This window comes from Streptomyces fumanus (assembly GCF_014655295.1).
GTDB classification, from domain to species: domain Bacteria; phylum Actinomycetota; class Actinomycetes; order Streptomycetales; family Streptomycetaceae; genus Streptomyces; species Streptomyces fumanus.
This window is the reverse complement of record NZ_BNBI01000004.1, coordinates 90,536-111,935: the sequence shown is the minus strand read 5'-3', so window position 1 is coordinate 111,935 and position 21,400 is coordinate 90,536. Positions and strand designations below refer to the sequence as shown.

The 21,400-nt window shown below is 74.0% G+C and carries 20 protein-coding genes and 2 pseudogenes; 12 read left to right on the top strand and 10 right to left on the bottom strand.

All coding sequences use genetic code 11. The features are described 5' to 3' along the window. Position 1: 1 nt before the first annotated feature. Positions 2 to 742, bottom strand: a complete 741-nt coding sequence (locus IE316_RS09995; RefSeq protein WP_190203848.1) for a formylglycine-generating enzyme family protein — start codon at positions 740 to 742, stop codon at positions 2 to 4. A gap of 258 nt (positions 743 to 1,000) precedes the next feature. Here IE316_RS09995 and IE316_RS09990 point away from each other — a divergent pair, with 258 nt between their 5' ends. The 8 genes and pseudogenes from IE316_RS09990 to IE316_RS09955 all read left to right on the top strand — a co-directional run bounded on the left by IE316_RS09990 (position 1,001) and on the right by IE316_RS09955 (position 10,614). After that, on the top strand, positions 1,001 to 1,879 hold the full coding sequence (locus IE316_RS09990; protein WP_190203847.1) for a cyclase family protein: 879 nt from the start codon (positions 1,001 to 1,003) through the stop codon (positions 1,877 to 1,879). A 503-nt stretch (positions 1,880 to 2,382) separates the two neighbouring features. Next, a complete protein-coding gene (locus tag IE316_RS09985) occupies positions 2,383 to 3,621 on the top strand; it encodes an SGNH/GDSL hydrolase family protein (protein ID WP_190204187.1) in 1,239 nt (412 codons plus the stop codon). A gap of 122 nt (positions 3,622 to 3,743) precedes the next feature. After that, complete coding sequence (locus IE316_RS09980) at positions 3,744 to 6,986, top strand: glycosyl hydrolase 115 family protein (protein ID WP_190203846.1); 3,243 nt, start codon at positions 3,744 to 3,746, stop codon at positions 6,984 to 6,986. A gap of 11 nt (positions 6,987 to 6,997) precedes the next feature. Further along, positions 6,998 to 8,137 carry an FAD-dependent oxidoreductase gene (locus IE316_RS09975; protein WP_229910304.1) on the top strand — a complete coding sequence of 380 codons (1,140 nt, stop codon included), beginning with the start codon at positions 6,998 to 7,000 and terminating at the stop codon, positions 8,135 to 8,137. A 158-nt stretch (positions 8,138 to 8,295) separates the two neighbouring features. Next, a pseudogene (locus IE316_RS09970) lies at positions 8,296 to 8,453 on the top strand (FAD-dependent oxidoreductase); the annotation flags it as partial. Positions 8,454 to 8,492: 39 nt separating this feature from the next. Further along, positions 8,493 to 9,059: pseudogene (locus IE316_RS09965) on the top strand (sigma factor-like helix-turn-helix DNA-binding protein); the annotation flags it as partial. Positions 9,060 to 9,094: 35 nt separating this feature from the next. Beyond that, the gene (locus tag IE316_RS09960) at positions 9,095 to 9,892 is read left to right on the top strand and encodes an aminoglycoside adenylyltransferase family protein (protein WP_190204185.1); all 798 of its coding nucleotides are present in this window, start codon (positions 9,095 to 9,097) and stop codon (positions 9,890 to 9,892) included. 65 nt (positions 9,893 to 9,957) lie between these two features. After that, on the top strand, positions 9,958 to 10,614 hold the full coding sequence (locus IE316_RS09955) for a histidine phosphatase family protein (RefSeq protein WP_190203845.1): 657 nt from the start codon (positions 9,958 to 9,960) through the stop codon (positions 10,612 to 10,614). A 191-nt stretch (positions 10,615 to 10,805) separates the two neighbouring features. Here the strand turns inward: IE316_RS09955 and IE316_RS09950 are convergent, their stop codons facing one another. Continuing rightward, a complete protein-coding gene (locus tag IE316_RS09950) occupies positions 10,806 to 11,177 on the bottom strand; it encodes a MerR family transcriptional regulator (RefSeq protein ID WP_190203844.1) in 372 nt (123 codons plus the stop codon). A 142-nt stretch (positions 11,178 to 11,319) separates the two neighbouring features. On the opposite strand from IE316_RS09950, the gene IE316_RS09945 reads away from it, so the two are divergent. Next, the gene (locus tag IE316_RS09945; RefSeq protein WP_190203843.1) at positions 11,320 to 11,655 is read left to right on the top strand and encodes an EthD domain-containing protein; all 336 of its coding nucleotides are present in this window, start codon (positions 11,320 to 11,322) and stop codon (positions 11,653 to 11,655) included. 29 nt (positions 11,656 to 11,684) lie between these two features. Here IE316_RS09945 and IE316_RS09940 read toward each other — a convergent pair whose 3' ends face one another. Beyond that, positions 11,685 to 12,002, bottom strand: coding sequence for a hypothetical protein (locus IE316_RS09940; protein WP_190203842.1), 318 nt, complete (start codon positions 12,000 to 12,002; stop codon positions 11,685 to 11,687). A 250-nt stretch (positions 12,003 to 12,252) separates the two neighbouring features. On the opposite strand from IE316_RS09940, the gene IE316_RS09935 reads away from it, so the two are divergent. After that, positions 12,253 to 12,978, top strand: coding sequence for an SDR family NAD(P)-dependent oxidoreductase (locus IE316_RS09935; RefSeq protein ID WP_190203841.1), 726 nt, complete (start codon positions 12,253 to 12,255; stop codon positions 12,976 to 12,978). A gap of 82 nt (positions 12,979 to 13,060) precedes the next feature. Here IE316_RS09935 and IE316_RS09930 read toward each other — a convergent pair whose 3' ends face one another. Then, complete coding sequence (locus IE316_RS09930; protein WP_190203840.1) at positions 13,061 to 13,957, bottom strand: NAD(P)H-binding protein; 897 nt, start codon at positions 13,955 to 13,957, stop codon at positions 13,061 to 13,063. Positions 13,958 to 14,025: 68 nt separating this feature from the next. Here IE316_RS09930 and IE316_RS09925 point away from each other — a divergent pair, with 68 nt between their 5' ends. Both IE316_RS09925 and IE316_RS09920 read left to right on the top strand, forming a co-directional pair. Continuing rightward, positions 14,026 to 14,835, top strand: a complete 810-nt coding sequence (locus IE316_RS09925; RefSeq protein WP_190203839.1) for a LysR family transcriptional regulator — start codon at positions 14,026 to 14,028, stop codon at positions 14,833 to 14,835. Positions 14,836 to 14,979: 144 nt separating this feature from the next. Next, positions 14,980 to 16,158 carry a right-handed parallel beta-helix repeat-containing protein gene (locus IE316_RS09920; protein ID WP_190203838.1) on the top strand — a complete coding sequence of 393 codons (1,179 nt, stop codon included), beginning with the start codon at positions 14,980 to 14,982 and terminating at the stop codon, positions 16,156 to 16,158. Between the two features lie 23 nt (positions 16,159 to 16,181). Here IE316_RS09920 and IE316_RS09915 read toward each other — a convergent pair whose 3' ends face one another. Genes IE316_RS09915 through IE316_RS09890 form a run of 6 tightly spaced genes read right to left on the bottom strand, consistent with a single transcriptional unit; the run spans position 16,182 to position 21,398 of the window. Further along, positions 16,182 to 17,039, bottom strand: a complete 858-nt coding sequence (locus IE316_RS09915; protein WP_190203837.1) for an ABC transporter permease — start codon at positions 17,037 to 17,039, stop codon at positions 16,182 to 16,184. 11 nt (positions 17,040 to 17,050) lie between these two features. Next, positions 17,051 to 17,941: an ABC transporter ATP-binding protein gene (locus IE316_RS09910; RefSeq protein ID WP_190203836.1), complete on the bottom strand. Its 891-nt coding sequence runs from the start codon at positions 17,939 to 17,941 to the stop codon at positions 17,051 to 17,053. Then, entirely contained in the window at positions 17,938 to 18,288 is a 351-nt protein-coding gene (locus IE316_RS09905; RefSeq protein WP_190203835.1) for a transcriptional regulator, read from the bottom strand. The genes IE316_RS09910 and IE316_RS09905 overlap by 4 nt, the downstream gene beginning before the upstream one ends. After that, positions 18,285 to 18,773: a hypothetical protein gene (locus IE316_RS09900; RefSeq protein ID WP_190203834.1), complete on the bottom strand. Its 489-nt coding sequence runs from the start codon at positions 18,771 to 18,773 to the stop codon at positions 18,285 to 18,287. The genes IE316_RS09905 and IE316_RS09900 overlap by 4 nt, the downstream gene beginning before the upstream one ends. A 43-nt stretch (positions 18,774 to 18,816) precedes the next feature. Further along, on the bottom strand, positions 18,817 to 20,004 hold the full coding sequence (locus IE316_RS09895; RefSeq protein ID WP_190203833.1) for an FAD-dependent monooxygenase: 1,188 nt from the start codon (positions 20,002 to 20,004) through the stop codon (positions 18,817 to 18,819). After that, positions 20,001 to 21,398, bottom strand: coding sequence for an MFS transporter (locus IE316_RS09890; protein ID WP_190203832.1), 1,398 nt, complete (start codon positions 21,396 to 21,398; stop codon positions 20,001 to 20,003). The genes IE316_RS09895 and IE316_RS09890 overlap by 4 nt, the downstream gene beginning before the upstream one ends. Positions 21,399 to 21,400 lie beyond the last annotated feature (2 nt).

Here is a 21,400-nt window from a genome sequence, read left to right as displayed (position 1 = left end):
GTCACCGGGCGGCCGGTGCCGCCAGGCGGAAGCCGACGCCGATCGCCGCCAGGTCCCGTTCGTACGCGCCGTGCCGGCGGGCGCACCGGGCCAGGTCCCGGTCGTGGCGGAACGCGCCGCCCCGGGTGATGTGCGGGTCGAAGGCCCAGTCCTCGGTGGCCGGCACCTCGGCGGGCGCGCCCGGGTAGGGCGCGTACCGGGTGGAGGTCCACTCGTCGGCGTTGCCCGCCATGTCGAGCACCCCGAACGGGCCGGCGCCCTCCGGGAAGGAGCCGACCGGCGTGGTGGTGCCGATGCCGAGGTCGACGAGGTTGGCCAGGCCGGTGCGGTACTCCTCGCCCCACAGGAACTCCCGGTCGTCGTCGCCCCGTGCGGCGCGCTCCCACTCGTCCTCCGTGGGCAGCCGCACTCCGAGTCCGCCGAGCCGCTCCCCGAGCCACCGGCAGTAGGCGGTGGCCGCCTCCCAGGTGACGCCGGTGACCGGATGGTCGGCCGGAGCCCGGGGGACCACCCGGCCGGTGGCGGCGGCGAACGGCGCCCACTGGCCGACCGTGACCGGAGTGCGGGCGATCCGGAACGCCGGGACGTGCACCTCCGTACGTGGCGCTTCCTTCATGTACCACTCCACCGGTACGCCGGTGTCGGCGTACCGGCGGGCCACCTCCGCCACCTCCTCGACCGGCGTCCCCCGACGCAGCGTCCCGGCCGGGATCTCCACCCAGTCCACCTGCTCCACCCGCATGACTCCTCCTCGGTGCGTACGGACGACCTGAAGGATCGGCCCCGGGGGCCGGGCCGCGCATCGGCCCAAGGCCCCGTCCCCGCACCGACCTTGGGACCAGGACATGCCGTCACCCGAAGACCGCGACCCCTCCCAAAAGGAACGCCCATTCTGTTAGCATCCCCAACAAGGAGAACAGACATTCTTTTTGTGAGCCCCTGTACGGCAGGGAGACGGCGGGGAGGACTTGCCCACCACGACGAAAGGACCAACCCCACCATGACCGATGCGAACAAGACGGATCTGCCCGACAACTGGGGCCGCTGGGGAGCGGACGACCAGCTCGGCACCCTCAATCTGATCACCGACGAGGTGCGCGCCCGGGCCGCCGCGGAGGCCCGGACCGGCCAGTGGGTGTCGCTGGCCCAGCCGATCGCACCGGACGCGATGTTCTTCAGCCCGTTCGCGCCCGAGACGGCCAAGGCGTCGCCGGTGCAGCAGATGGTGTCCCACAGCGATGGACCGGTGGCGGCCGACCTGTCGCTGGTCTACAACCACCACTGGCACTCGACGCACCTCGACGCGCTCGCCCACTGGTCGACCGACGACCAGGTCTACCCGGGCCGCCCGAGGGAGCAGGTCGTCACCCCCTTCGGCATCACGCACGCGTCGACGACCGCGTTCGCCGCCGGGATAGTGACCCGCGGGGTCCTGCTCGATCTGGCCGTCGAGGGCCCCCTTCCGCCCGCCTACGAGGTGACCTCGCGGGACTTCGAACAGGCCGAGGAGCGGCAGGGGGTCGAGGTGTGTTCCGGTGACGCGCTGGTGGTCCGGCTCGGCTGGACGGGCAGCGGGCCGCACGGCACACCGAGCCCGGGCATCGGCATGGACGCGATCCGCTGGATGCACCGCCGCGGGGTCGCCGTCGTCGCCCCCGACAGGGGTGACGCGATTCCTCCCCTGAACCCGGACGAACCCTCCCCGCTGCACGCGGTGGCGCTCGGCCGGATGGCGATGCCGCTGATCGACGTGCCCCGGCTCGACGACCTCGCGGAGCTGTGCGCGCGGTTGAAGCGCTACAGCTTCCTGCTCACCGTCGCCCCGCCCCGCATCCACGGCTTGACCGGCGTACCGGTCAACCCCATCGCGATGTTCTGACCTGTCCCGGCCGGGCCACCGGTCCGTGCGCCGTCCCCGGGAAAGACCCACGCCTGCCGACGAGCCCGACGCGGGAGGCGTGGCTCTCCCGTTCACACCCCCTTCGAAAGTTTCGTGTGTCGACCCGAAACACGCATCCGCGCCGGAACCTAACGGCCCGTCGACACGCGGTCAATACCCTTAGCCGCAGCGGAGGAAAGCGCATTCGGCCTTTCGGAATGTTTCGACGTCGCACGCCTTGACGTGTCGAAAGTCCGCTGCCTAACGTCGTCGTCGTTTCCTGAGAGCCACTGAAAGCGCCTGCGAACCCCGCGTCAACGCGCCTGTTCGGAAGGCTTCGTCGTCGTGCCCGGCTGTGCGGTTCGCGGAGCTGCCCCCGCTGACGGTCGGCGCCAGGAAGGGACGGCACCACCGTGCGAAGAACGTCATGGACCAGCACGTCATGGACCGCCACGTCATGGATCAGCACCCTCGCCGCTCTGGCACTGCTCGTGGTCGCGCTGATGACCGCGGCCTCGACCGGCGGCGCGTCGAGTCTGCCGGGCGCGGCTCCGGGGGCACGGCACTGGGTCAACACCTGGGCCACGATGCCCCAGTTGACGGAGCCCGGCAACATGCCGCCGGCGCCCTTCACCCAGGAGAAGGCCGTCCTCGTCGACAGCACCCTGCGCCAGACCGTGCGGGTCACGGTCGGCGGGGACCGGCTCCGGCTGCGCTTCTCCAACGCCTTCGGCGGCGCTCCGCTGCCGCTCACCTCGGTGTCGGTGGCGCGCCCGGCCGGCGGACGGGCCGGGGCCGCCGGGATCGAGCCCGGTTCGGCCCGCCCGGTCACCTTCCAGGGCGCCCGGTCCACGGTCGTGCCGGTGGGCGCGCAGGCGGTGTCCGACCCCCTGCCGTTCCGCGTGGCGGCGGGCGGCAACCTGACGGTGACGACGTATCTGGCCGAGGGCCAGGCGTCGCTGGACATCACCTCGCATCCCGGGTCGCGGACCACGTCCCACCTGCTGGCCGGCCGGCACGTCGACGCCGTGGACCTGCCCGGGGCGACACCCACCGACCACTGGTACTTCCTCAGCGGGGTGGAGACCTGGGCTCCGGCGCGTACCGACGCGATCGCGGTCGTCGGTGACTCGCTGACCGACGGGCGGGGCTCGACCACCAACGGCAACGACCGGTGGCCCGACCAGTTCTTCGACCGCCTGCGGTCCCGGCCCGGCGGCGCGGTGGACACCGCCGTGCTCAACCAGGCGGCCGGCGGCAACCGCGTACTGAACGACGGACTCGGTCCGAACCTGCTCGCCCGGCTCGACCGGGACGTACTGGCGCAGAGCGGTGTCGCGTGGCTCGTGATCCTGGAAGGGGTCAACGACATCGGCACGGCACCGGCCACGCCCGCCGCGCAACAGGACGTCGCGGCCCGGCTGATCGCCGCCTACGAGCAGATCGTCGTCCGCGCCCACGCCCAGGGCATCAAGGTGTACGGGGCGACCCTGCTGCCGTTCGGCGGCAACGAGATGTACGACGACCCGGCCGGTCTGCGCGAGGAGTCCCGGCGGACGGTGAACGCGTGGATCCGGGACAGCGACCGCTTCGACGCGGTGATCGACTTCGACGCGGCGGTGCGGGCGCCGGACGCCCCGCGGCGCCTGCTGCCCGCCGCCGACGTGGGCGACCACCTGCACCTGAACCCGTACGGCTACCGGCTGCTGGCCGAGGCGGTGCCCGTCCGGCTGTTCCGGTAGCGCCACGCGCACTTCCCCGTCCGATCGGCCCATGCGGTCTGCCTGCCCGCCCGACCCACCCGCCCGACCCGCCCGGCCGTTCCGTCCGGCCGTTCCGCTCCGTCCCTCCCGGAGGTCAGTTCATGAGCACGTCTGCCGCAGACGGCGCCCCCGCTTCCCCGTCCCCCCGCCGGCGTACGGTGCTGGCGGCGGCCGTGGCCACCGCGGTGGCCGCCGGTGCCGTCCCCTCCCCCGCGGCCGCCGCCCCGGCCTCGCCGTTCGGGCCGGGCGCCGCCGCCGGGAGAGCGGGGGCCGGGTCCGGTCCGTACCGCCGGTTCGTGTCCTTCGTTCCCGTCGAGGGCGGCTTTCCGCTGGTGGCGGGCGGACGGGCGGCGCCGCTCGTGGTCGACGAGGGCGACCACCCGGGTGTGCTGCGGGTCGTCGGGGACCTGCGCACCGACATCGGCCGGGTGACCGGCACCGAACCCGCCGTCGCGCACCACCCGCGCGAGACGGGGGCGCGGGACGTGGTGCTGGTCGGCACGCTGGGCCGCAGCCCGCTGATCGACGCTCTGGCCGAGGCCGGCAAACTCGACGTGTCCGGGATCGCGGGGAAGTGGGAGACCTCGGTGCAGCAGGTCGTGCGCGATCCGCTGCCGGGTGTGCGGCGCGCCCTGGTCGTCGCGGGCAGCGACCAGCGCGGGACGATCTACGGGGCGTACGAGGTGTCCCGGCAGATCGGGGTGTCGCCCTGGCACTTCTGGGACGACGTACCGCCGCACCGCCACGACGAGCTGTACGTGCTGCCCGGCCGGCACACCCAGGGCACCCCGGCGGTGAAGTACCGCGGGTTCTTCGTCAACGACGAGAACCCGGCACTGGGCACCTGGGCGCCAGCGTACTTCGGGCCCGGACTCGCGCCCGGCTACCCCAACGGCTTCAACCGCAAGTTCTGGGAAAAGGTCTTCGAGGTCATGCTGCGGCTGAAGGCCAACTACCTGTGGCCCGCCGTGTGGGGCCGGGCGTTCGCCGAGGACGACCCGGAGAACCACGCCACCGCCAAGCGCTACGGCGTGGTCATGGGCACCTCACACGAGGCGCCGATGATGCGGGGCATCGAGGAGTGGAACCGCCACGCCGTCGCCGCGCAGCGCGACGCCGCCGGCAACATCACCGTGCCGGGCCACGACCCGTACGGCGGCACCGGCGAGTGGAGCTACCGCCGCAACCGCGCCGCCATCGAGGCGTACTGGCGCGACGGCATCCGCCGCATGCTGGAGCAGGACTTCGAGGGCGTCGTCACCCTCGGCATGCGCGGCAACGGGGACGTCAGCCTGCCCGACGGCGACGGCATCGAGCTGATGGAGACCATCCTCGCCGCCCAGCGCCGCATCCTCGCCGAGGAGGCCGGGGCCGACCGGCTCACCGGGATCCCGCAGGTGCAGACCCTCTACAAGGAGGTCCAGCGGTACTGGGCCGAGGGCCTGCGCCCGCCCGAGGACGTCACGGTGATCTTCTGCGACGACAACTGGGGCAACCTGCGCAAGCTCCCGGACCGGTCGGCCGAGCCGCGCGCGGGCGGCTACGGCATCTACTACCACTTCGACTACGTCGGCGGCGGCCGCAACTACAAGTGGGTGGACACCGTCAACCTCGTCTCCACCTGGGAACAGCTCCACCTCGCGTACACCTACGGCGTGGACCGGCTGTGGGTGGTCAACGTCGGCGACATGAAGAACCACGAGCTGCCCCTGCAGTTCTTCCTCGACTACGCCTGGGCCCCCGACCGCTGGCCGCTGGACCGCCTCGACGAGTGGCAACGGGCCTACGCGGAGCAGAACTTCGGCCCCCGGTACGCCGCCGCCATCGCCGAGGTGCTGCACACGTACGGGGTGCTCCAGGCCCGCCGCAAGCCCGAGCTGCTGAACCGCCGGATCACCCTGGACCCGGCGAAGGACCCGGCCACCGACTCCACCGCGGTGGTCTACGACGACCGGCAGAGCCCGTACCACCTCAACCACTACCGGGAGCTGGAGCGCGTCACCGCCGAGTGGCGGCGGCTCGCGGCCCGCGCCGAGCGGATCGGGGCGAAGCTGCCCGCCGAGCACCAGGACGCCTACTTCCAGCTCGTGCGCTACCAGGTCGAGGCGACGGCGAACCTGTACGCGCTGCGCGAGGCGGAGTTCACCAACCTGCACTACGCGGCGCAGGGCCGGGCGGGGACGAACGCCCTGGCCGACGCCACCGACGCGCGCTTCGCCGACGACCAGGCACTGTCGGACCACTACAACAACGAGCTGGCCGGGGGGAAGTGGAAGGGCTTCCAGACCCAGCCGAAGATCGGTTACGGGGATGTCGCGCGGTACGGCCCGGACGCGCCCTGGCAGCAGCCGCAGACACCGAACCATGTGGCACTGCCCGACGAGGTGTTCCCGGCGGTCAAGCGCGTCGAGGTGCCGGCCGGGGCGGAGATGGGCGTCGGCATCGACGGTTCCGACGCGTGGTGGCCGGCCTCGGACGCCCCCGCGGTGCTGCCCGCGCTGAGCCCGTACCGCACCGCGCCGGACCCGTACGTCGAGGTGTTCAACCGGGGCCGGGAGGCGTTCGCCTACCGGATCGAGTCACCGGTGCCCTGGCTGACGGTCGAGCCCGCCCGGGGCCGGGTGACGGACCAGGTGCGCGCCACGGTACGGGTGGACTGGCGCCGCGCGCCGCGCGGGACCACGGAGGTGCCGCTGACGGTGCGCGGGCCGGGCGGCGCCACGGTACGGGTGACCGCGCGCGTCGAGCACCCGCGGCTCGGTGTGCGCGAAGGCCGCCGGGGGTTCGTGGAGGCGTCGGGATACGTGGCGATGGAGGCGGCCCACGCCACCCGCGCGGTGGAGACCGGCGGGGTCACCTGGCGGGAACTGCCGGACATCGGGCGGACCGGGTCCGGCATGACGCCGTGGCCGGTGACGGCGCCGAGCCGCACCCCGGGCGGCAACGGCCCGCGCCTGGAGTACGAGGTGACGCTGACCACGGACCCGGGAACGGTACGGGTGCTGGTGTACCTGTCGCCGCGCAACAACGTGCTGCCGACGGAGGGCCTGCGGTACGCGGTGTCGTTCGACGGCGCGACGCCCCGCACGGTCAACGTCACCCGGGCGACGGGCGCGGACGACACGTCGATGAACAAGCAGTGGGAGCGGAACACCTCGGACAACACCAACCTGACCGTCACCGAGCACGCCCTGTCCGGCCCCGGCACCCACACCCTGAAACTGTGGATGGTCGACCCGACGGTGATCGTCCAGCGGATCGTGATCGACACGGGCGGCCTGGAACCGAGCTACCTGGGCCCACCGGAGAGCCACCGCGCCGGCCGGACGACGGCGGGACGATAGGTTGGGGCGCCATGAGTCCCCGTGTCGCCGTGAGTCCCCGTATCGCCGTGGTCGGCAGTGGCCCCGCCGGTCTCACCTTCGCCCGCGTGATGCACCGTCACGGTCACCCCGTCACCGTCCTGGAACGCGATCCCGCCCCCGACGCCCGGCCCCCGGGCGGCACGCTGGACCTCCAGGAGGGCATGGGCCAACTGGCCCTGGAGAAGGCGGGGTTGCTGGAGGAGTTCACGGCGCGGTCCCGGCCGGAGGGGCAGGCCATGCGCGTCCTGGACCCGGACGGGACCGTCCTGCGGGACTGGCGGCCCCGCCCGGAGGACCGGGCCAACCCCGAGATCGACCGCGGGCACCTCCGTGACCTGCTGCTCGGGCCGCTGGAGGTCCAGTGGGGGCGGGCCGTGACCGAGGTGGTGCCGGGCGGCCGGGACGGTGTGGCGGTGCGCTGCGCCGACGGCCGGCGGGAGACGTTCGACCTGGTGATCGGCGCGGACGGTGCCTGGTCCCGGGTCCGCCCGGCGGTCTCGTCCGCGACGCCCCGGTACACCGGCGTCACCCTGGTGGAGACCGCCCTGGACGACATCGACACCCGCCACCCCGACCTGGCCCGGCTGGTCGGCGACGGCTCCCTGGCGGCGTACGGCGTCAACCGCGCGCTGGTCGCCCAGCGCAACAGCGGCGGACACGTCAAGGTCTACGCCCAGTTCCGCACGGAACCGGACCGGCCCACGGACCTCGGCACGGCCGGCACCGAGGCCGTACGGGCCCGCCTGCTCGCCCTGTTCGACGGCTGGGCCGCTCCCCTCCTGGACCTCCTGCGCCACGGCACCGCCTTCGCCCACCGGCCCCTGTACGTCCTTCCCGCGCCGCACACCTGGCCGCACGTCCCCGGGGTGACCCTGCTGGGCGACGCCGCCCACCTGATGCCCCCGCTGGGCGTGGGCGCCAACCTCGCGATGCTGGAGGGCGCCGAACTCGCCGAGTCCCTGGCCGCCTCCGGCCCCGGTGACCTGGACGCGGCGGTCCGCGCCTTCGAGGAACGGACGGGGGCGCGGGCCGGCCGGTGGGCCACGATGACGCTGGCCGGCCTGGACCGCCTGGTGAGCCCGGACCCCGCCCAGGCCCTCGCGCTCTGGGACGAGGTCCAGCCGTCCTGACCGCCGTACGCCGTTGTGTCACGCGTCACACCGCCCCGATGTCACGAACGGGCCGCCTCCTTCCCTCACGTGGTCGTCAGCACCGAGCGGCGGAAGGCGGAACGATGGGCGAGCGGTACGCGGGTGTCGCCGCAGGCGGCCGCCGCCGGGCCGGCCACCCCGACGAGGGCTCCCGGAGAATATTCCTCACCGGCCGCACGGCGGCACGGTATAAGGAAGCGGTGACCGCCTCCCCCCGGCCGCCTGCGGCCGTATGAAGAAGCTGCCCGCCTCGGGCGCGTTCTGGCCGCGCGCCGGCCGCTTCACCCGGGTCCGGGAGGCGGACGCCCGGATCACGTGGTCGTCCGCCGACCGTAGCCCGCTTCAGCGCGCGGTGTTCGTGCCGAAGGACGTCTTCGGCTTCAGCCATGCCGAGATCGCGGAGGCGGTGGAGCGTTCCGAGGCCGCGGTGCGGCAGGCCGCGCACCGCGCCCGGGAGCACGTACGGGCCCGCCGGCCGCGCTTCACGGCGGACCGCTCGCGGCAGCGCGAGGTCACCGAGCGGTTCTTCGCCGCCTCGACCGGGGGCGATGTCAACGCCCTGCTGGAGTCGCTGTCCCCGGACGTCACCCTGTGGACCGACGGCGGCGGCAAGGTCCGCCAGGCCCTGCGCCCGGTCGTGGGCGCGGCCACGGTGACGGCCTGGTTCGCCGCCATCGGCACCGTCGCCCACCAGGGCATCGAGCCCGCCGGCATCACCGCCGAACTCGTCGAGGTCAACGGCGGCCCGGGCATCGTCCTCCGCGGACCGGACCGGGTGCTCGCCACCGTCACCTTCGACTTCGACGCCGACCACCGCATCACCGCCCTGCACACCGTGGCCACCCCGGACAAGCTCCGGGCCGTCGCCGACGGCACCGCCCGCCCCGTGGGGACCCGGTGACCCGCCGGGCGGGCGCCGCCCCGGCCCGGCGGGTGATGGCCGGCACCGATGCCGTGGACCAACTCCGGCGGACCGCCGCACTGGTGCGCGGCGTCCTGGCGGCCGACCTGCTCGGCCTGTACCTGCACGGTTCGGCCGTGCTCGGGGGGCTGCGCCCGGCGAGCGACCTGGACCTGCTGGCCGTCACTCGGCGCGGCCTGGACGACGGCCGGCGGCGGGCGCTCCTCGACGGCCTGCTGGAGGTCTCCGGCAGCACGGCCGCGCTCCGGCCGGTCGAACTCACCGTCGTCGTCCAGGCCGAGGTCCGGCCCTGGCGGTTCCCGCCGACCGGCGACTTCCTGTACGGCGAGTGGCTGCGCGAGGAGTTCCTGGCGACCGGTCCCCCGCGGCCCGGCCCGATGCCCGACCTGGCCCTCGCCATCGGCGCGGTGCTGGCGGGCGACCACCCCCTCACCGGCCCGCCGCCCGCCCGGCTCCTCGACCCCGTACCCCACACCGACCTGGTCCGCGCGAGCCTCCTGGGCGTCCCCGCTCTCCTCGCCGACCTGGCCGGTGACACCCGCAACGTCCTGCTGACCCTCGCCCGGGTGTGGACGACCCTCGCCACCGGCGAGATCCGCCCCAAGGACGCCGCCGCGGACTGGGCGCTCGCCCGCCTCGCCCCGGAACACCGTCCCGTCCTAGAGCACGCGAAGTCCCTGTACCTCGGCCGCCGCTACGAGGAGGAGACCTGGAGCCCCGAGTTGAGGGACCGGGTGGGCCCGCACGTCGACGCGGTGCTCGCCCGCATCGACGACCTGCGCGGACGGAGCCGAGGGACGGCCCGGCGGTAGGCGGGACCGGGGCCGTGGCAGAGTGGGGAGGTCCCGCACCGACGTATCTGGAGACCGACGCACACATGCGCTTGCTGCTCATTCGCCACGGCCAGACGCCTTCCAACGTCAAGCACCTCCTGGACACCGCCGTGCCGGGCCCCGGACTGACCCCGCTGGGGGAGGAACAGGCGCAGGCACTGCCGGAGGCGCTGGCGCGGGAGGACATCGGCGCGCTGTACGTCTCGACCCTGCTGCGCACCCACCGCACCGCCGCGCCGCTGGCCGCCCGCACCGGGCACCAGCCGCTCGTACGGGACGGGCTGCGCGAGATCTCGGCCGGTGAGCTGGAGATGCGGGGCGACGACGAGGCGATCGGCATCTACCTCACCACCTCCTTCGCCTGGGCGGCGGGCGAGCCGGAGCGCCGGATGCCGGGCGGGGAGAACGGGACGGAGTTCCTGTCGCGGTTCGACGCCGTCGTCGCCGAGGCCGCGGGCACCGGCGTGGAGACGGTCGCCATGGTCAGCCACGGCGCCGCGATCCGTACCTGGGTGGCAGCCCGCGCGGCCAACGTCGACGTCGAGTTCGCCACCGCGCACGAACTGCGCAACACCGGCATCGTCGTCCTGTCGGGCACACCCGACACGGGCTGGCGGGTGCTCACCTGGGAGGAGCACTCGCTGGGCCCCGACAGCGGCGTCACCGGCGCGAGCGGCCCCGCGGGCGAGCCCGTCGGCTGAGCCACCGGCTGTCCCCGGGTGGCCGGGTGCCGTACTGCCGAAGCCCGTTCCCGAGGAGGGCCGCTCGATGCGCGGCGTGACCTGTGCGAGGAGCGTCCCGCTCGACGGCTGCTACCGCACGGCACGCGGGCCCGGGGTCACGGCCGGGCCCGGGGAGCCCACCCGCTGACGGCGGACCGCGGAGACGACGGTCAGGGCCGGGAGCCTCGCTCCGCCAGGTACTTCTCATTGGTCTCGATGAGCCGGTCCAGCGCGGAACCGGCGGCGGCGAGCGCGTCCCTCGCGGCCGCCAGCCGGGCCCGCTCCCGGTTCATGATCTTCAGTGCTCGCCGCGCTCCGGCCACGCTGGGCTCGGCCATGCAGGGCACCATCTCGGCGATGGTGCCGCTGGACAGGCCCGCCGCCAGGAACTCCCGCACCAGCCGCACCCGCTCCACGTGCTCCTCGCCGTAGTGGCGCTGCCCGCTGGGCGACCGCGTACTGACCAGGAGGCCCTGCTCCTCGTAGTAGCGCAGCAACCGCCGGCTGACTCCGGTCCGGGCGGACAGTTCACCGATCCTCATGTCGCCTCCTGACGGTGTGCCGGGTCACAGCGGCTTGCCTCTCACATCGATGTGAGGGTTTAGGTTAACGCCAGCCACGCGGCCCGGCGCCCCGCGCATCCGGTCGCCGGCGCCGCCGTCCCGAGAAGGAGAGCCGAAGCCAGTGATCAAGTTCGTGTTCCTGATCAACCGCGTCGAGGGGATGTCGTTCGAGCGGTTCGTCGCGTACCACCGCGAGCACCACGCCCCGCTGTTCAGCTCCATCCCGGAGGCGCGGCGCTATGTGCGCAAGTACACCGTGTCCCATCCGGTGCCCGCGGAGAATTACCCGCGGCCCGCCTACGACGGCCTGACGGAGATCTGGTTCGAGAACTGGGCCGACCACGACGCGTTCTTCGCCTCGGAGAACTACCGGAAACTGGTGCACCCGGACGAGGCGGCCTTCATCGACCTGGACTCCGTGGCGGTCATGGTCACCGAGGAGAGAGCCGTCCTCTGACCCGATGCGGGCGGTCGCCCCCCGGCCGGTCACAGTCCGGCGATGTCCTCGGCCTTCCTGCGTACGGAGGCGAGGGCGTTCAGCACCGCGTTCTGCCGTTCCTCGCGGGCCGCGCGGTCCGCCGGTACCAGGCGTGCGGCGGTCTGCTCGGCGTAGCGGTCCGGGTCGCCGAAGGCGGTGCGCGGGTGCTCTCCGGTCTCCGCGCAGTGGGCCGTGACCTCCTTGACCGCCTGGAGGACGATGGCCCGGTCCACGCCCGGTCGCATGGCCAGCCGTACCTGGAAGCGGGCCATCCACTTCTCGCGGTCCCGCTCCGCCGCGTCCGTCGTGCGGTCCTTCTTCGCCACGTGCTCTCTCCCGGATGATCGGCGGCCGTCCCTCGTGTGAGGGGACGCCGGAACGGCGGGCGGGGTTCCGTGGGCAGGTGCGTCGGTCCGCGCTCGCCGTGCCCCGCCTTCTCCGTAGGCTGGCCCCAGGCACGGCGGCGATCACGGTCGCGGGGCGGTTCCGCGGCCCGAGCGGGCGGCCACGTACACGAGGAGGACACCCCATGCGACGAGCCGACACGTCCGGCCCCGGGCGAGGGGCGGTGCGGAGGTGAGCCGGGTCCTGGTCACCGGGTCCGCGGACGGTCTGGGACGGGCCGCGGCCGACGCCCTGCTGGCCGCCGGGCACGAGGTGGTGGCGCACGCCCGGAACGAGGAGCGGGCGGCGGCCCTCGGCCCGCTGGTCCGCCGGGGCGCACGGCTGGTGGTCGGCGACTTCACCGACCGCGACGCCGTACGGCGCATCGCCGACGAGCTGAACGACGCCGAGCCGCTCGACGCGGTCGTCCACAACGCCGGCGTGTGGCGCGGACCGGCGGTCATGCCGGTCAACATCGTCGCCCCGTACCTGCTCACGGCGCTGCTGCGCGGGCCGCGCCGCCTGGTGTACGTGAGCAGCGGCTCGCACCTCGACGGGCGCCCCGCCCTCGACGGCACCGACTGGCGGGGCGCCGGCCCGGGTTCGTACGCCGACAGCAAGCTGTACGTCACCGCCCTCGCGGCCGCGGTGGCCCGGCTGCGGCCCGGGGTGCCGAGCAACGCGGTGGACCCGGGCTGGGTGCCGACGAAGATGGGCGGACCGCACGCGCCGGACGACCTCGAACTCGGCCACCGCACCCAGGTGTGGCTCGCCACCGGCGACGACCCCGAGGCCCTGACGACCGGCGGATACTGGTACCACCGCCGGCTCCGGCAGCCGCACCCCGCGGTCCACGACACGGCGTTCCAGGACCGCCTGGTGGAGCGGCTCGCGGAGGAGACCGGCGCGGCGCTGTGAGACCCGGCGGGACGCCCTGACCCTGGCCCGGCCGCGCGTCCCGATCCGGCAGCGGGGCCGGTGCGGGCGGGTGGGGAGGCGGTCAGGCCCGGACCGCGGGTGCGAGGACCTCCTCGCACCACTGGCGGAAGGTGGTCGGGCTCGCGGTGCGTTCCGTGCGCGGCACGCCGTCGTTCAGCCCCTCGTCCACGGCGCGCATCATGTCGACGTACCCGTCCACGATCGCGGCGCCGAAGCCGTACCCGGTGAGGGAGGCGCGGAGGTCGTCGAGGGACTGCCGTTCGTAGCGGACCGGGCGGCCCAGGACCTCGGACATGATGTGCGCCATGTCGTTCGGCGAGAGGTCCTCGGGGCCGAGGACGGGGACCTCGCCGGTGCCCGTCCAGGAGCGGTCGAGCAGCAGGCGGGCGGCGGCCCCGGCGATGTCCCGGGCGGCGGCCAGCGGCGCCTTGCGGTCGGCGGCGACGGTGTCGGTGAACACGCCCCGGTCGCGCAGGGCGGCGGTCTGCCGCAGCAGGTTGTCCATGAACGCCGGGTTGGCGAGCGCCCGGTAGGCCACGCCCGTACCGGCGATGAGGTCGTCCATGGCCAGCGACGCCGTCACATGTCCGGCGCGGCCGGCGACGGGGGTGCCGCGGCCGAGCGCCGAGACGCCGACGACATGGCCGACGCCGTGGGCGGTGAACGCGGTGGCGGCGGGGCGGGTGAATCCGGAGTACATGGCGTCCAGGCTCGGGGCCCGCGGGTCCGGCGGGGCCACCCAGAAGACGGCGTCCGCGCCGGCGAGGGCCCGGTCCAGGGTCCCGGGGTCGCCGTGCGAGCCGGTGACGACGTCGACGCGGGCGCGGACCGCCTCGGGGAGTTTCCCGGGGTCGCGCAGGACGACCCGGAGTTCCTCGCCGCGGGCGGGGGCCCGGTCGAGCAGGAGGTCCAGGAGCCGGCTGCCGATCCGGCCGGTGGGAGTGGTGATGACGATCATGTGTCGAGTCTCCGGCGGTGCCGTCCGCCGCGTCCAATGCCCTTTCCGGCGATCCATACCCTGGAGGCATGGATCTCGATCTGCGCAAGCTCCGCTACTTCGCCGCGGTGGCCGAGCACCGGCACTTCGGCCGGGCGGCGCAGCGGCTCTACATCACCCAGCCGGTCCTCAGCCGCCAGATCCGGGCGCTGGAGCGGGAGTTGGGGTGCGCCCTGCTGGTGCGGACCACCCGCAGCGTGGAGCTGACCGCCGCCGGGAGACAGCTCCAGGAGGAGGCGGGGCGGATCCTCGCGGCCGTCGACGCGGCGGTGCGGCGGGTGCGCGCCGCCGACCGGGGCGTGCGGCGGCTGGCGGTGGCCTTCTCCCCCGGGCTGCGGGTGTCGGACGCGATCCGGGCGTTCACCTCCCGCCACCCGGACGTCGAGACCGACGTGGTGCCGGCCACCTGGTGGGAGCAGGACGCGCCGCTGCGCGACGGCCGGGCCCAAGTGGCGTACCTGTGGCGGCCGTTCGACGACTCGGGGCTGCGCACCGTGCCCGTCGGCCGGGAGCCCCGGGTCGCCTGCCTGCCCGCGGCGCACCCGCTGGCCGGTCGGGGCCGGATCGGGTCGGCCGACCTGGAGGGCGAGCGGATGCTCGACGTGCCGAACCGGCGGACGTCCACCCTGGAGGAGAAGTTCGAGCTCATCGCCACCGGGCACGGCATCGCACTGCTCCCGCTGAGCGTCGCGCGCTCCTACTCCCGGCCCGACCTGGTCCATCTGCCCGTCACGGACGCCCCCGGCGCCGAGACCTGCCTGGCCGTCCTCGCGGACCGGCGGGACGAACTGCTGCGCGACTTCCTGGAGATCGCCACCGCGACGCTGCGGCAGGCGTGAACGGTCGTCGGCGGATCACCCCCGACGTTCATGATGGTGAACGGAAATCATATACACGGTTATTGACGTGCTCACGGCAGACTTCTAGGGTCCGTCGAGAAAGCGCTTTCTCCAGTTCTTCCCCCACTCACACCTGGAGACACGATGCGAACACGGCCCGTCCTGGCCTGCGTCGGACTGCTCAGCGGCGCGTTCGTCGGTCTGACCGGCGGCGCCACCGCGCAGACCGCCGCCGACACCGTGCTGTACGTGGCACCGAACGGCAGCGACAGCGCGTCCGGCACGCAGTCCAGCCCCACCACCCTCACCTCGGCGATCTCCCGGATCGCTCCCGGCGGCACCATCTACGTACGCGGCGGCACCTACCGCTACGCGCAGACCGTCACCCTCCCCAAGGGCTCCGGCGGCACCTCGGGCGACCGCACCGAACTGACCGCCTACCCGGGCGAGACACCGGTGCTCGACTTCTCGGCGCAGTCGGAGAGTTCGGCCAACCGCGGGCTCGCGGTGAACGGGTCCTACTGGCACGTCAAGGGGCTCGTCGTCCAACGCGCCGGGGACAACGGCATCTTCGTCGGCGGCAGCAACAACGTCATCGAGCGCACGGTGACCCGCTACAACCGCGACACCGGGCTGCAGCTCTCCCGGGCCACCTCCGACACACCCCGCGACCAGTGGCCGGCCAACAACCTGATCCTCAGCGCGGAGTCGCACGACAACGCCGACTCCGACGGTGAGGACGCCGACGGCTTCGCCGCCAAGCTCACCGTCGGCTCCGGCAACGTCTTCCGGTACGCCGTGTCCCACCACAACATCGACGACGGCTGGGACCTCTACACCAAGACCGACACCGGCCCCATCGGCCCGGTCACCATCGAGGACTCCCTCGCCTACGAGAACGGCACCCTCTCCGACGGCACCCAGAACTCCAGCGGGGACCGCAACGGCTACAAGCTCGGCGGCGAGGACATCAAGGTCGACCACGTCGTGCGCCGCAACATCGCCTACGACAACGGCAAGCACGGGTTCACCTACAACCGGAACCCGGGCACCATGACGGTCACCGCCAACGTCAGCATCGACAACGCCCAGCGCAACTTCTCCTTCGACGCCGGGACGTCGGTGTTCCGCGACAACGTCTCGTGCCGCAGCGACGGCGACGGGTCGAACGACAAGACGGTGGGCAACGCGGACGGCTCCAACCAGTTCTGGACCGGCACCAACGGCTCCCGCTGCTCCGCGTACGCGGGCGCGCTCGGCTGGTCCTTCGGCTCGGACGGCCGCCTGGTGGTGACCTTCGGCGGCAACCGGGTCACCCCCTGACCCGGTTGCCGTCCGCCGGCCGCTCAGCCCTCCGCGGGCACCGCCCCGTTCGCCGCCGCCCGGCGCCGGCGCGCGGACAGACGGGAGCCGGACTCGCGGCGGGCCGCGCGGCGCAGCAGGGGCACCGCGAGCAGGAACCCGGCGACGGCCCAGGCGGCCAGCACCCCGGCGACCAGGGGCAGTTCCCAGGAGCCGGCCGCCTCGGCGGCGCGGGCGCCGTCCGGGAGCAGCGCCGCACGCAGGCCCTGGGCCGTCCACTTGAGCGGGAAGAGCGCGGACACCTGCTGGACCGGGCCCGGCAGCGAGGTGATCGGGAACATGATCCCGGAGGTGACCAGCAGCCCCATCGTGGGCAGCATGATCAGCGCCAGGGCCTCGCGCGGGTTGGGCAGCACCGCGCCGATGGCCGCGCCCAGCGGGACGACGGCGAGGAGGCCGAGCGCGGTGACCCACAGCAGCGTCAGCCAGTCGCCCGGCCCGTGCGGCAGCGGCCCGTCCACCAGCAGCGCCCCGGCCGCCAGCAGCAGGACCAGGGTGCCGGTCGCGGTGGCCACGATCAGCAGGCACTTGGCGATGAGGTAGGCCGGTATCCCGCCGGGTGTCGCGCGCAGCCGCAGCAGGGCGCCTTCCTCGCGTTCGGTCACGAGCATCTGCGGGAGGTTGACCAGGCCGGTCTGGAACAGCAGGTAGGCGGCGAAGCCCGCGAGCACCAGGTGGGACATCGGGGTCCGGGTGCCGGGCACCTCGTCGCCGATGTACCCGGCGATCACCAGGGCGATGACCACGTTGGAGAGGTGGCCGGCCAGTTCCTTGGGGTTGTGCAGCAGATGTCCCAGCTCGATGAGGCCGCGCCGGAGCCCGGCCCGCGGGTGGCCCGTCATGTGTGGTCCCTTCATCCGGCCGGTACCTCCGCGTCCTCGTCCTGCCGGTGCAGCATGTGCAGGTAGGTGTCCTCCAGCGTCGGGCGGCGGACCTCCAGGCCGGCGATCGGGCCGGTGGCGTCCCGGTGGAGTTCCCACACCAGCCGGGAGGGGTCCTCGGTGCGCCGGCGGTGGGGCGTGCCGTCGTCGGCGGTCCAGCGGACCTCGGCCCGGGCTGCGGCCCGCCGGGCCAGTTCGGCGGGGGTGCCGTGGGCCCGGACCCGTCCGCCGACCAGGATCGCGATGCGGTCCGCGAGCCGCTCGGCCTCCGCCAGGTCGTGCGTGGTGAGCAGGACGGTGACGCCCTCCTCGGTGGCCAGGTGTTCGATCAGGAGGTGGAACTCGTGCCGGGCCTCGGGGTCGAAGCCGGTGGTCGGCTCGTCCAGGAAGAGCAGCTCGGGGCGGCCGACGATGCCGAGCGCCACGTCCAGTCGCCGGCGCTGGCCGCCGGAGAGCCGGTCCACCTGCCGGCCGGCCTGCTCGGTGAGGCCGACCAGGTCCAGCAGTTCGGCGGGGTCGCGGGCGTCGGCGTAGTACGTGGCGAAGTGCGTCAGCAGTTCGGCGACCCGCCAGCGGCGGTGGTCGCGCCAGGACTGCAGGACCAGGCCGATCCGGGCGCGCCAGGCGTCACCGCCGCGCTCCGGGTCGGTGCCGAGGACGCGGACGTCACCGGCGGTGCGGCGCCGGAAGCCCTCCAGGATCTCGACGGTGGTGGTCTTGCCGGCGCCGTTGGGGCCGAGCAGGGCGAGGACCTCGCCGCGGTGCAGGTCCAGGTCGACGCCGTGCAGGACGTCGAGGGCGCCGTAGGTCATGGTCAGGCCGCGGGCGCGGATCACGGGCTCGGCCGGGAGCCGCGCCGTCATCGGGCCGCCGCCCCGGGCCGCGCCTCGGACCGTGCCGGGCCGGGCGGCGCCGAGGCCGCGCCCTCGACGATGGCCCGGAGCGCCGCCACATGCCCCTCGAAGGCGGTGCGGCCGCGGTCCGTCAGGCGGACCCGGGTACGCCGCTTGCGACCGCCGCCCTCCTTGTGGATCTCCACGTATCCGGCCTCCTCCAGGGTGTGCAGTTGCTTGGAGAGGGCGGAGTCGCTGAGCGAGAGGCTGTCGCGGACGAACGCGAACTCGGCCCACTCGGTGGCGGCGAGCAGGGCGACCACGGACAGGCGGGTGGCGGGGTGGATCAGCTCGTCGAAGCCGGTGGGGATGCTCACCGGCCCGCCTCCGCCCGGGTGCGCAGCGAGCCGGTCGCCCAGCGGTTCGCCGGTATCAGGAACAGCACGAACACGGCCGCCGACACGGTCGCCCGGACCAGGCTGCCGGGCAGCGGCTCCATCGGCTCGACCAGACGGCCGGTCCCCAGGACCGTGCCGCCCGTCACCAGCGCCCCCGCGAAGAACGTGACGGACGACCGCCAGTCGTAGCGGGAACGGTGCAGCCGCATCGGGCGCCGCCGGTTGGCCAGCACGGCCAGCCAGGCCAGCAGCGCGACGTAGCCGGCGGTGGCCGTCACCACCGCCCAGCGGGGCGGGTCCAGGCCCAGCCCGGCCAGGAAGACCCACATCAGCGCCGCCGTCGCCCAGGTGGCGCCGGGGCCGCCGGAACCGGAGCGCTCCAGCTCGTCGTAGACCCGCTCCTGCGGTACCCGGATGCGCTGCAGGTCCCGCCACGCCTGTTCGGCATCCACCGGTGCGCTCACGGCCGCCGCCTCCCCTGATCGGTTCACTTTCCCACCAGGAAAGTTACTCCTGGCTTTCCTGGTGGGCAAGTAGCGGGGCGGCGGCGAGCCCGCGCAGCCGGTCGTCGCGCCGCCGGAGCGCCTCGGCGGTGACCGGGAAGAGGGTGGCGCCGCCCCGCCCGGCCAGGTCCTGGGTGCCGGTCACCGACTCCCGGACGTCGTGCTCGTAGGCGGCGAAGGCGGTGCCGTGGTCCCGGCCGGCCAGGGCGGCGGCGAGCCGGTGCGCGCCGGTCAGCGCGAGGCTGGTGCCCTGCCCGGTGAGGAACGAGGGCGCGTACGCGGCATCGCCCACCAGCGCGACCCGGCCGTGCGACCAGCGGGGCATCCGGATCTGGCCGGCCCGGTCGAAGAACAGGTCGTCCGCCTCGCGCAGGGCGGCCAGCAGGCCCGGCACCTCCCATCCGGCGCCGGCGAACACCCGCTCCACCAGGGCCCGTTGGGACTCGGGGTCCCGGAGCGAGTCCACCGGCGGTTCGGGGTGGGCGAAGGTCAGGAAGGCGTGCACCTCGTCGCTGTCCCCCACGGCGTAGAGCGCCGCGGCCCGGCCCGGGGTGTTCCACATCACCGTCTCGTGGGAGAGCCCGAGGGTGTTGCGCACGGTGAACACGGCGAAGCAGTAGCCGAGGTAGCGGTGGAACCGATCCTCGGGGCCGAACACCAGCTCCCGGGTGCGCGAGTGCAGGCCGTCCGCGCCGAGCACCAGGTCGTACGTGCGCTGGCCGCCCCCGTGGAAGGTGACGTCGACGCCGGGACCGGACCGGTCGAGGGTGTCGATGGAGTCGCGGAACAGGAACTCCACGTCGTCGCGGACCGCCGAGTGCAGCGCGTCGGTCAGGTCGCCGCGGCGCACCTCCAGGTCCTCCCCGGTGACGCCGCCGGTGACGGCGTGCGGGTGGAGCGAGGCCACCTCGCCGCCATCCCGGTCCAGGAAGGTCAGCCTGCGCAGGTCGACATGGGCCTCCCGCAGTCCGGGCAGGAGGCCCATCGACCGGACCACCTCCAGTGCGGCGCCCCGCACATCGACGGGGTAGCCGCCGCTGCGCACGGTGGCCGCCTTCTCCACCACCGTGACGGCGCAGCCGTGGCGGGTGAGCCAGTAGGCGAGCGCGGTGCCCGCGATCCCGGCCCCGGACACCAGAACCCGGCGCTGTCGGGGGCCGCGCGGGCGGCTGGGCTGATCGGTACGGGTCATTCCCCGGCTCCTTTGCGGAGGGTGCGGACGACGGGCAGGGCCAGCGCCGTGACGGCGCCGGCGATGAGGAAGCCGGTGACGTAGGCCGATTCGGCCGGGACGTCGGATCCGGCGGGGGTCGCGGCGGTGAGCAGGGCGCCGCCGATCTGCGCGCCCACGGCGTAGCCGAGCACCCGGGTCACCAGGACCAGGCTGGTGGCGATGCCGGTGTCCCCCCGGTCGACGGCGGTGGCGGCGCCGGTCACCAGGGCCGTGACGCACAGGCCGTTGGCCAGGGCGATCAGCGCCTTGCCGGCCACAAGGTGCCAGATCTGGCTGTGCACGGCCGCCAGGGCGAGCAGCCCGGCGGCCATCAGGGCGATGCCGGCCAGGATCACGGCACGGGAGCCGAAGCGCCGCGCGGCCATGCCGCTGACCGGCCCGGCCAGGGTCGCGGCCACCGTGCCGGGCAGCAGGTAGAAGCCGATCGCGGTGGCGCCGGCGCCGAAGCCGTAGGTGTCGCCGGACACGGCGAGGAGCTGCGGGACGAGGTAGACGGCCATCGAGGTGCCCAGGCAGATCACGAAGGTCAGCACGCACGACTTCCAGATCACCGGCCGGGCCAGCATCCGCAGGTCGACCATCGGCGCGGCGGCCCGGCGTTCGACGGCCACCCACCCGGTGGTGAAGGCGGCCAGCAGGACGACGAGGGCGGCGAGCGGCAGGGGGTGCGCGGCGACGTCGGGCGCCAGCGCTAGGACGAGCATCAGCGTGACCAGCGTCCCGCTGAGCAGCAGCAGGCCGGGGAGGTCGAGGCCGCCGGCGCCCGGCCGGCCCGGCGGATCGCCCGGCAGCAGCCGGTGCACCAGGACGGTGGCGCCGATGACCGCCAGGGTCGGCAGCGCGAACATCCAGTGCCGGGACAGGTGCTCGGCCACCGGACCGGCGGCCAGCGTGCCCGCCATGCCGCCGCCGACGAACAGCCCGCTGACCACCCCGATGGCCACCTTCGCCTCCCCCGCGGGCAGATGGGCGCGCACCAGGACGAACGACAGGGGCAGCGCGCCCACCATCGCCCCTTGCAGGATCTGACCGGCCAGCAGCACGGGCAGGCTGGGCGCCAGGGCGGAGACCAGGCCACCGGCCGAGACCACCGCCATCAGCCGGATCATGACGCGCTTTCCGCCGTAGCGGTCGCCGAGCTTGCCCGCGATGGGGGTGACGAGCGCGCCGGTGATCAGCAGCACGATGCTGAGCAGCGCGCCCTCGGCCGGACTCATGTCCAGCTCGCGCTGGAGGAGCGGGAGGGTCGGTGACACCACCGACTCCAGGGCACCGGTGGCGACCGCCAGCAGCCCGAGGGCCCGTACGGCGGACTTCCCCAGGCGCGCCGGGGGAGCCGAGGTCATGGTCATGA

What these genes read in the sequence shown, in the direction of transcription:
- IE316_RS09925 (WP_190203839.1), top strand. Translation starts at nt 14,026, where the DNA reads ATGGATCTCGATCTGCGCAAGCTCCGCTACTTCGCCGCGGTGGCCGAG.
- IE316_RS09975 (WP_229910304.1), top strand. Translation starts at nt 6,998, where the DNA reads ATGAGTCCCCGTGTCGCCGTGAGTCCCCGTATCGCCGTGGTCGGCAGT.
- IE316_RS09895 (WP_190203833.1), bottom strand. Translation starts at nt 20,004, where the DNA reads ATGACCCGTACCGATCAGCCCAGCCGCCCGCGCGGCCCCCGACAGCGC.
- IE316_RS09915 (WP_190203837.1), bottom strand. Translation starts at nt 17,039, where the DNA reads ATGACGGGCCACCCGCGGGCCGGGCTCCGGCGCGGCCTCATCGAGCTG.
- IE316_RS09995 (WP_190203848.1), bottom strand. Translation starts at nt 742, where the DNA reads ATGCGGGTGGAGCAGGTGGACTGGGTGGAGATCCCGGCCGGGACGCTG.
- IE316_RS09980 (WP_190203846.1), top strand. Translation starts at nt 3,744, where the DNA reads ATGAGCACGTCTGCCGCAGACGGCGCCCCCGCTTCCCCGTCCCCCCGC.
- IE316_RS09960 (WP_190204185.1), top strand. Translation starts at nt 9,095, where the DNA reads ATGGCCGGCACCGATGCCGTGGACCAACTCCGGCGGACCGCCGCACTG.
- IE316_RS09910 (WP_190203836.1), bottom strand. Translation starts at nt 17,941, where the DNA reads ATGACGGCGCGGCTCCCGGCCGAGCCCGTGATCCGCGCCCGCGGCCTG.
- IE316_RS09920 (WP_190203838.1), top strand. Translation starts at nt 14,980, where the DNA reads ATGCGAACACGGCCCGTCCTGGCCTGCGTCGGACTGCTCAGCGGCGCG.
- IE316_RS09955 (WP_190203845.1), top strand. Translation starts at nt 9,958, where the DNA reads ATGCGCTTGCTGCTCATTCGCCACGGCCAGACGCCTTCCAACGTCAAG.
- IE316_RS09890 (WP_190203832.1), bottom strand. Translation starts at nt 21,398, where the DNA reads ATGACCATGACCTCGGCTCCCCCGGCGCGCCTGGGGAAGTCCGCCGTA.
- IE316_RS09950 (WP_190203844.1), bottom strand. Translation starts at nt 11,177, where the DNA reads ATGAGGATCGGTGAACTGTCCGCCCGGACCGGAGTCAGCCGGCGGTTG.
- IE316_RS09930 (WP_190203840.1), bottom strand. Translation starts at nt 13,957, where the DNA reads ATGATCGTCATCACCACTCCCACCGGCCGGATCGGCAGCCGGCTCCTG.
- IE316_RS09985 (WP_190204187.1), top strand. Translation starts at nt 2,383, where the DNA reads ATGACCGCGGCCTCGACCGGCGGCGCGTCGAGTCTGCCGGGCGCGGCT.
- IE316_RS09990 (WP_190203847.1), top strand. Translation starts at nt 1,001, where the DNA reads ATGACCGATGCGAACAAGACGGATCTGCCCGACAACTGGGGCCGCTGG.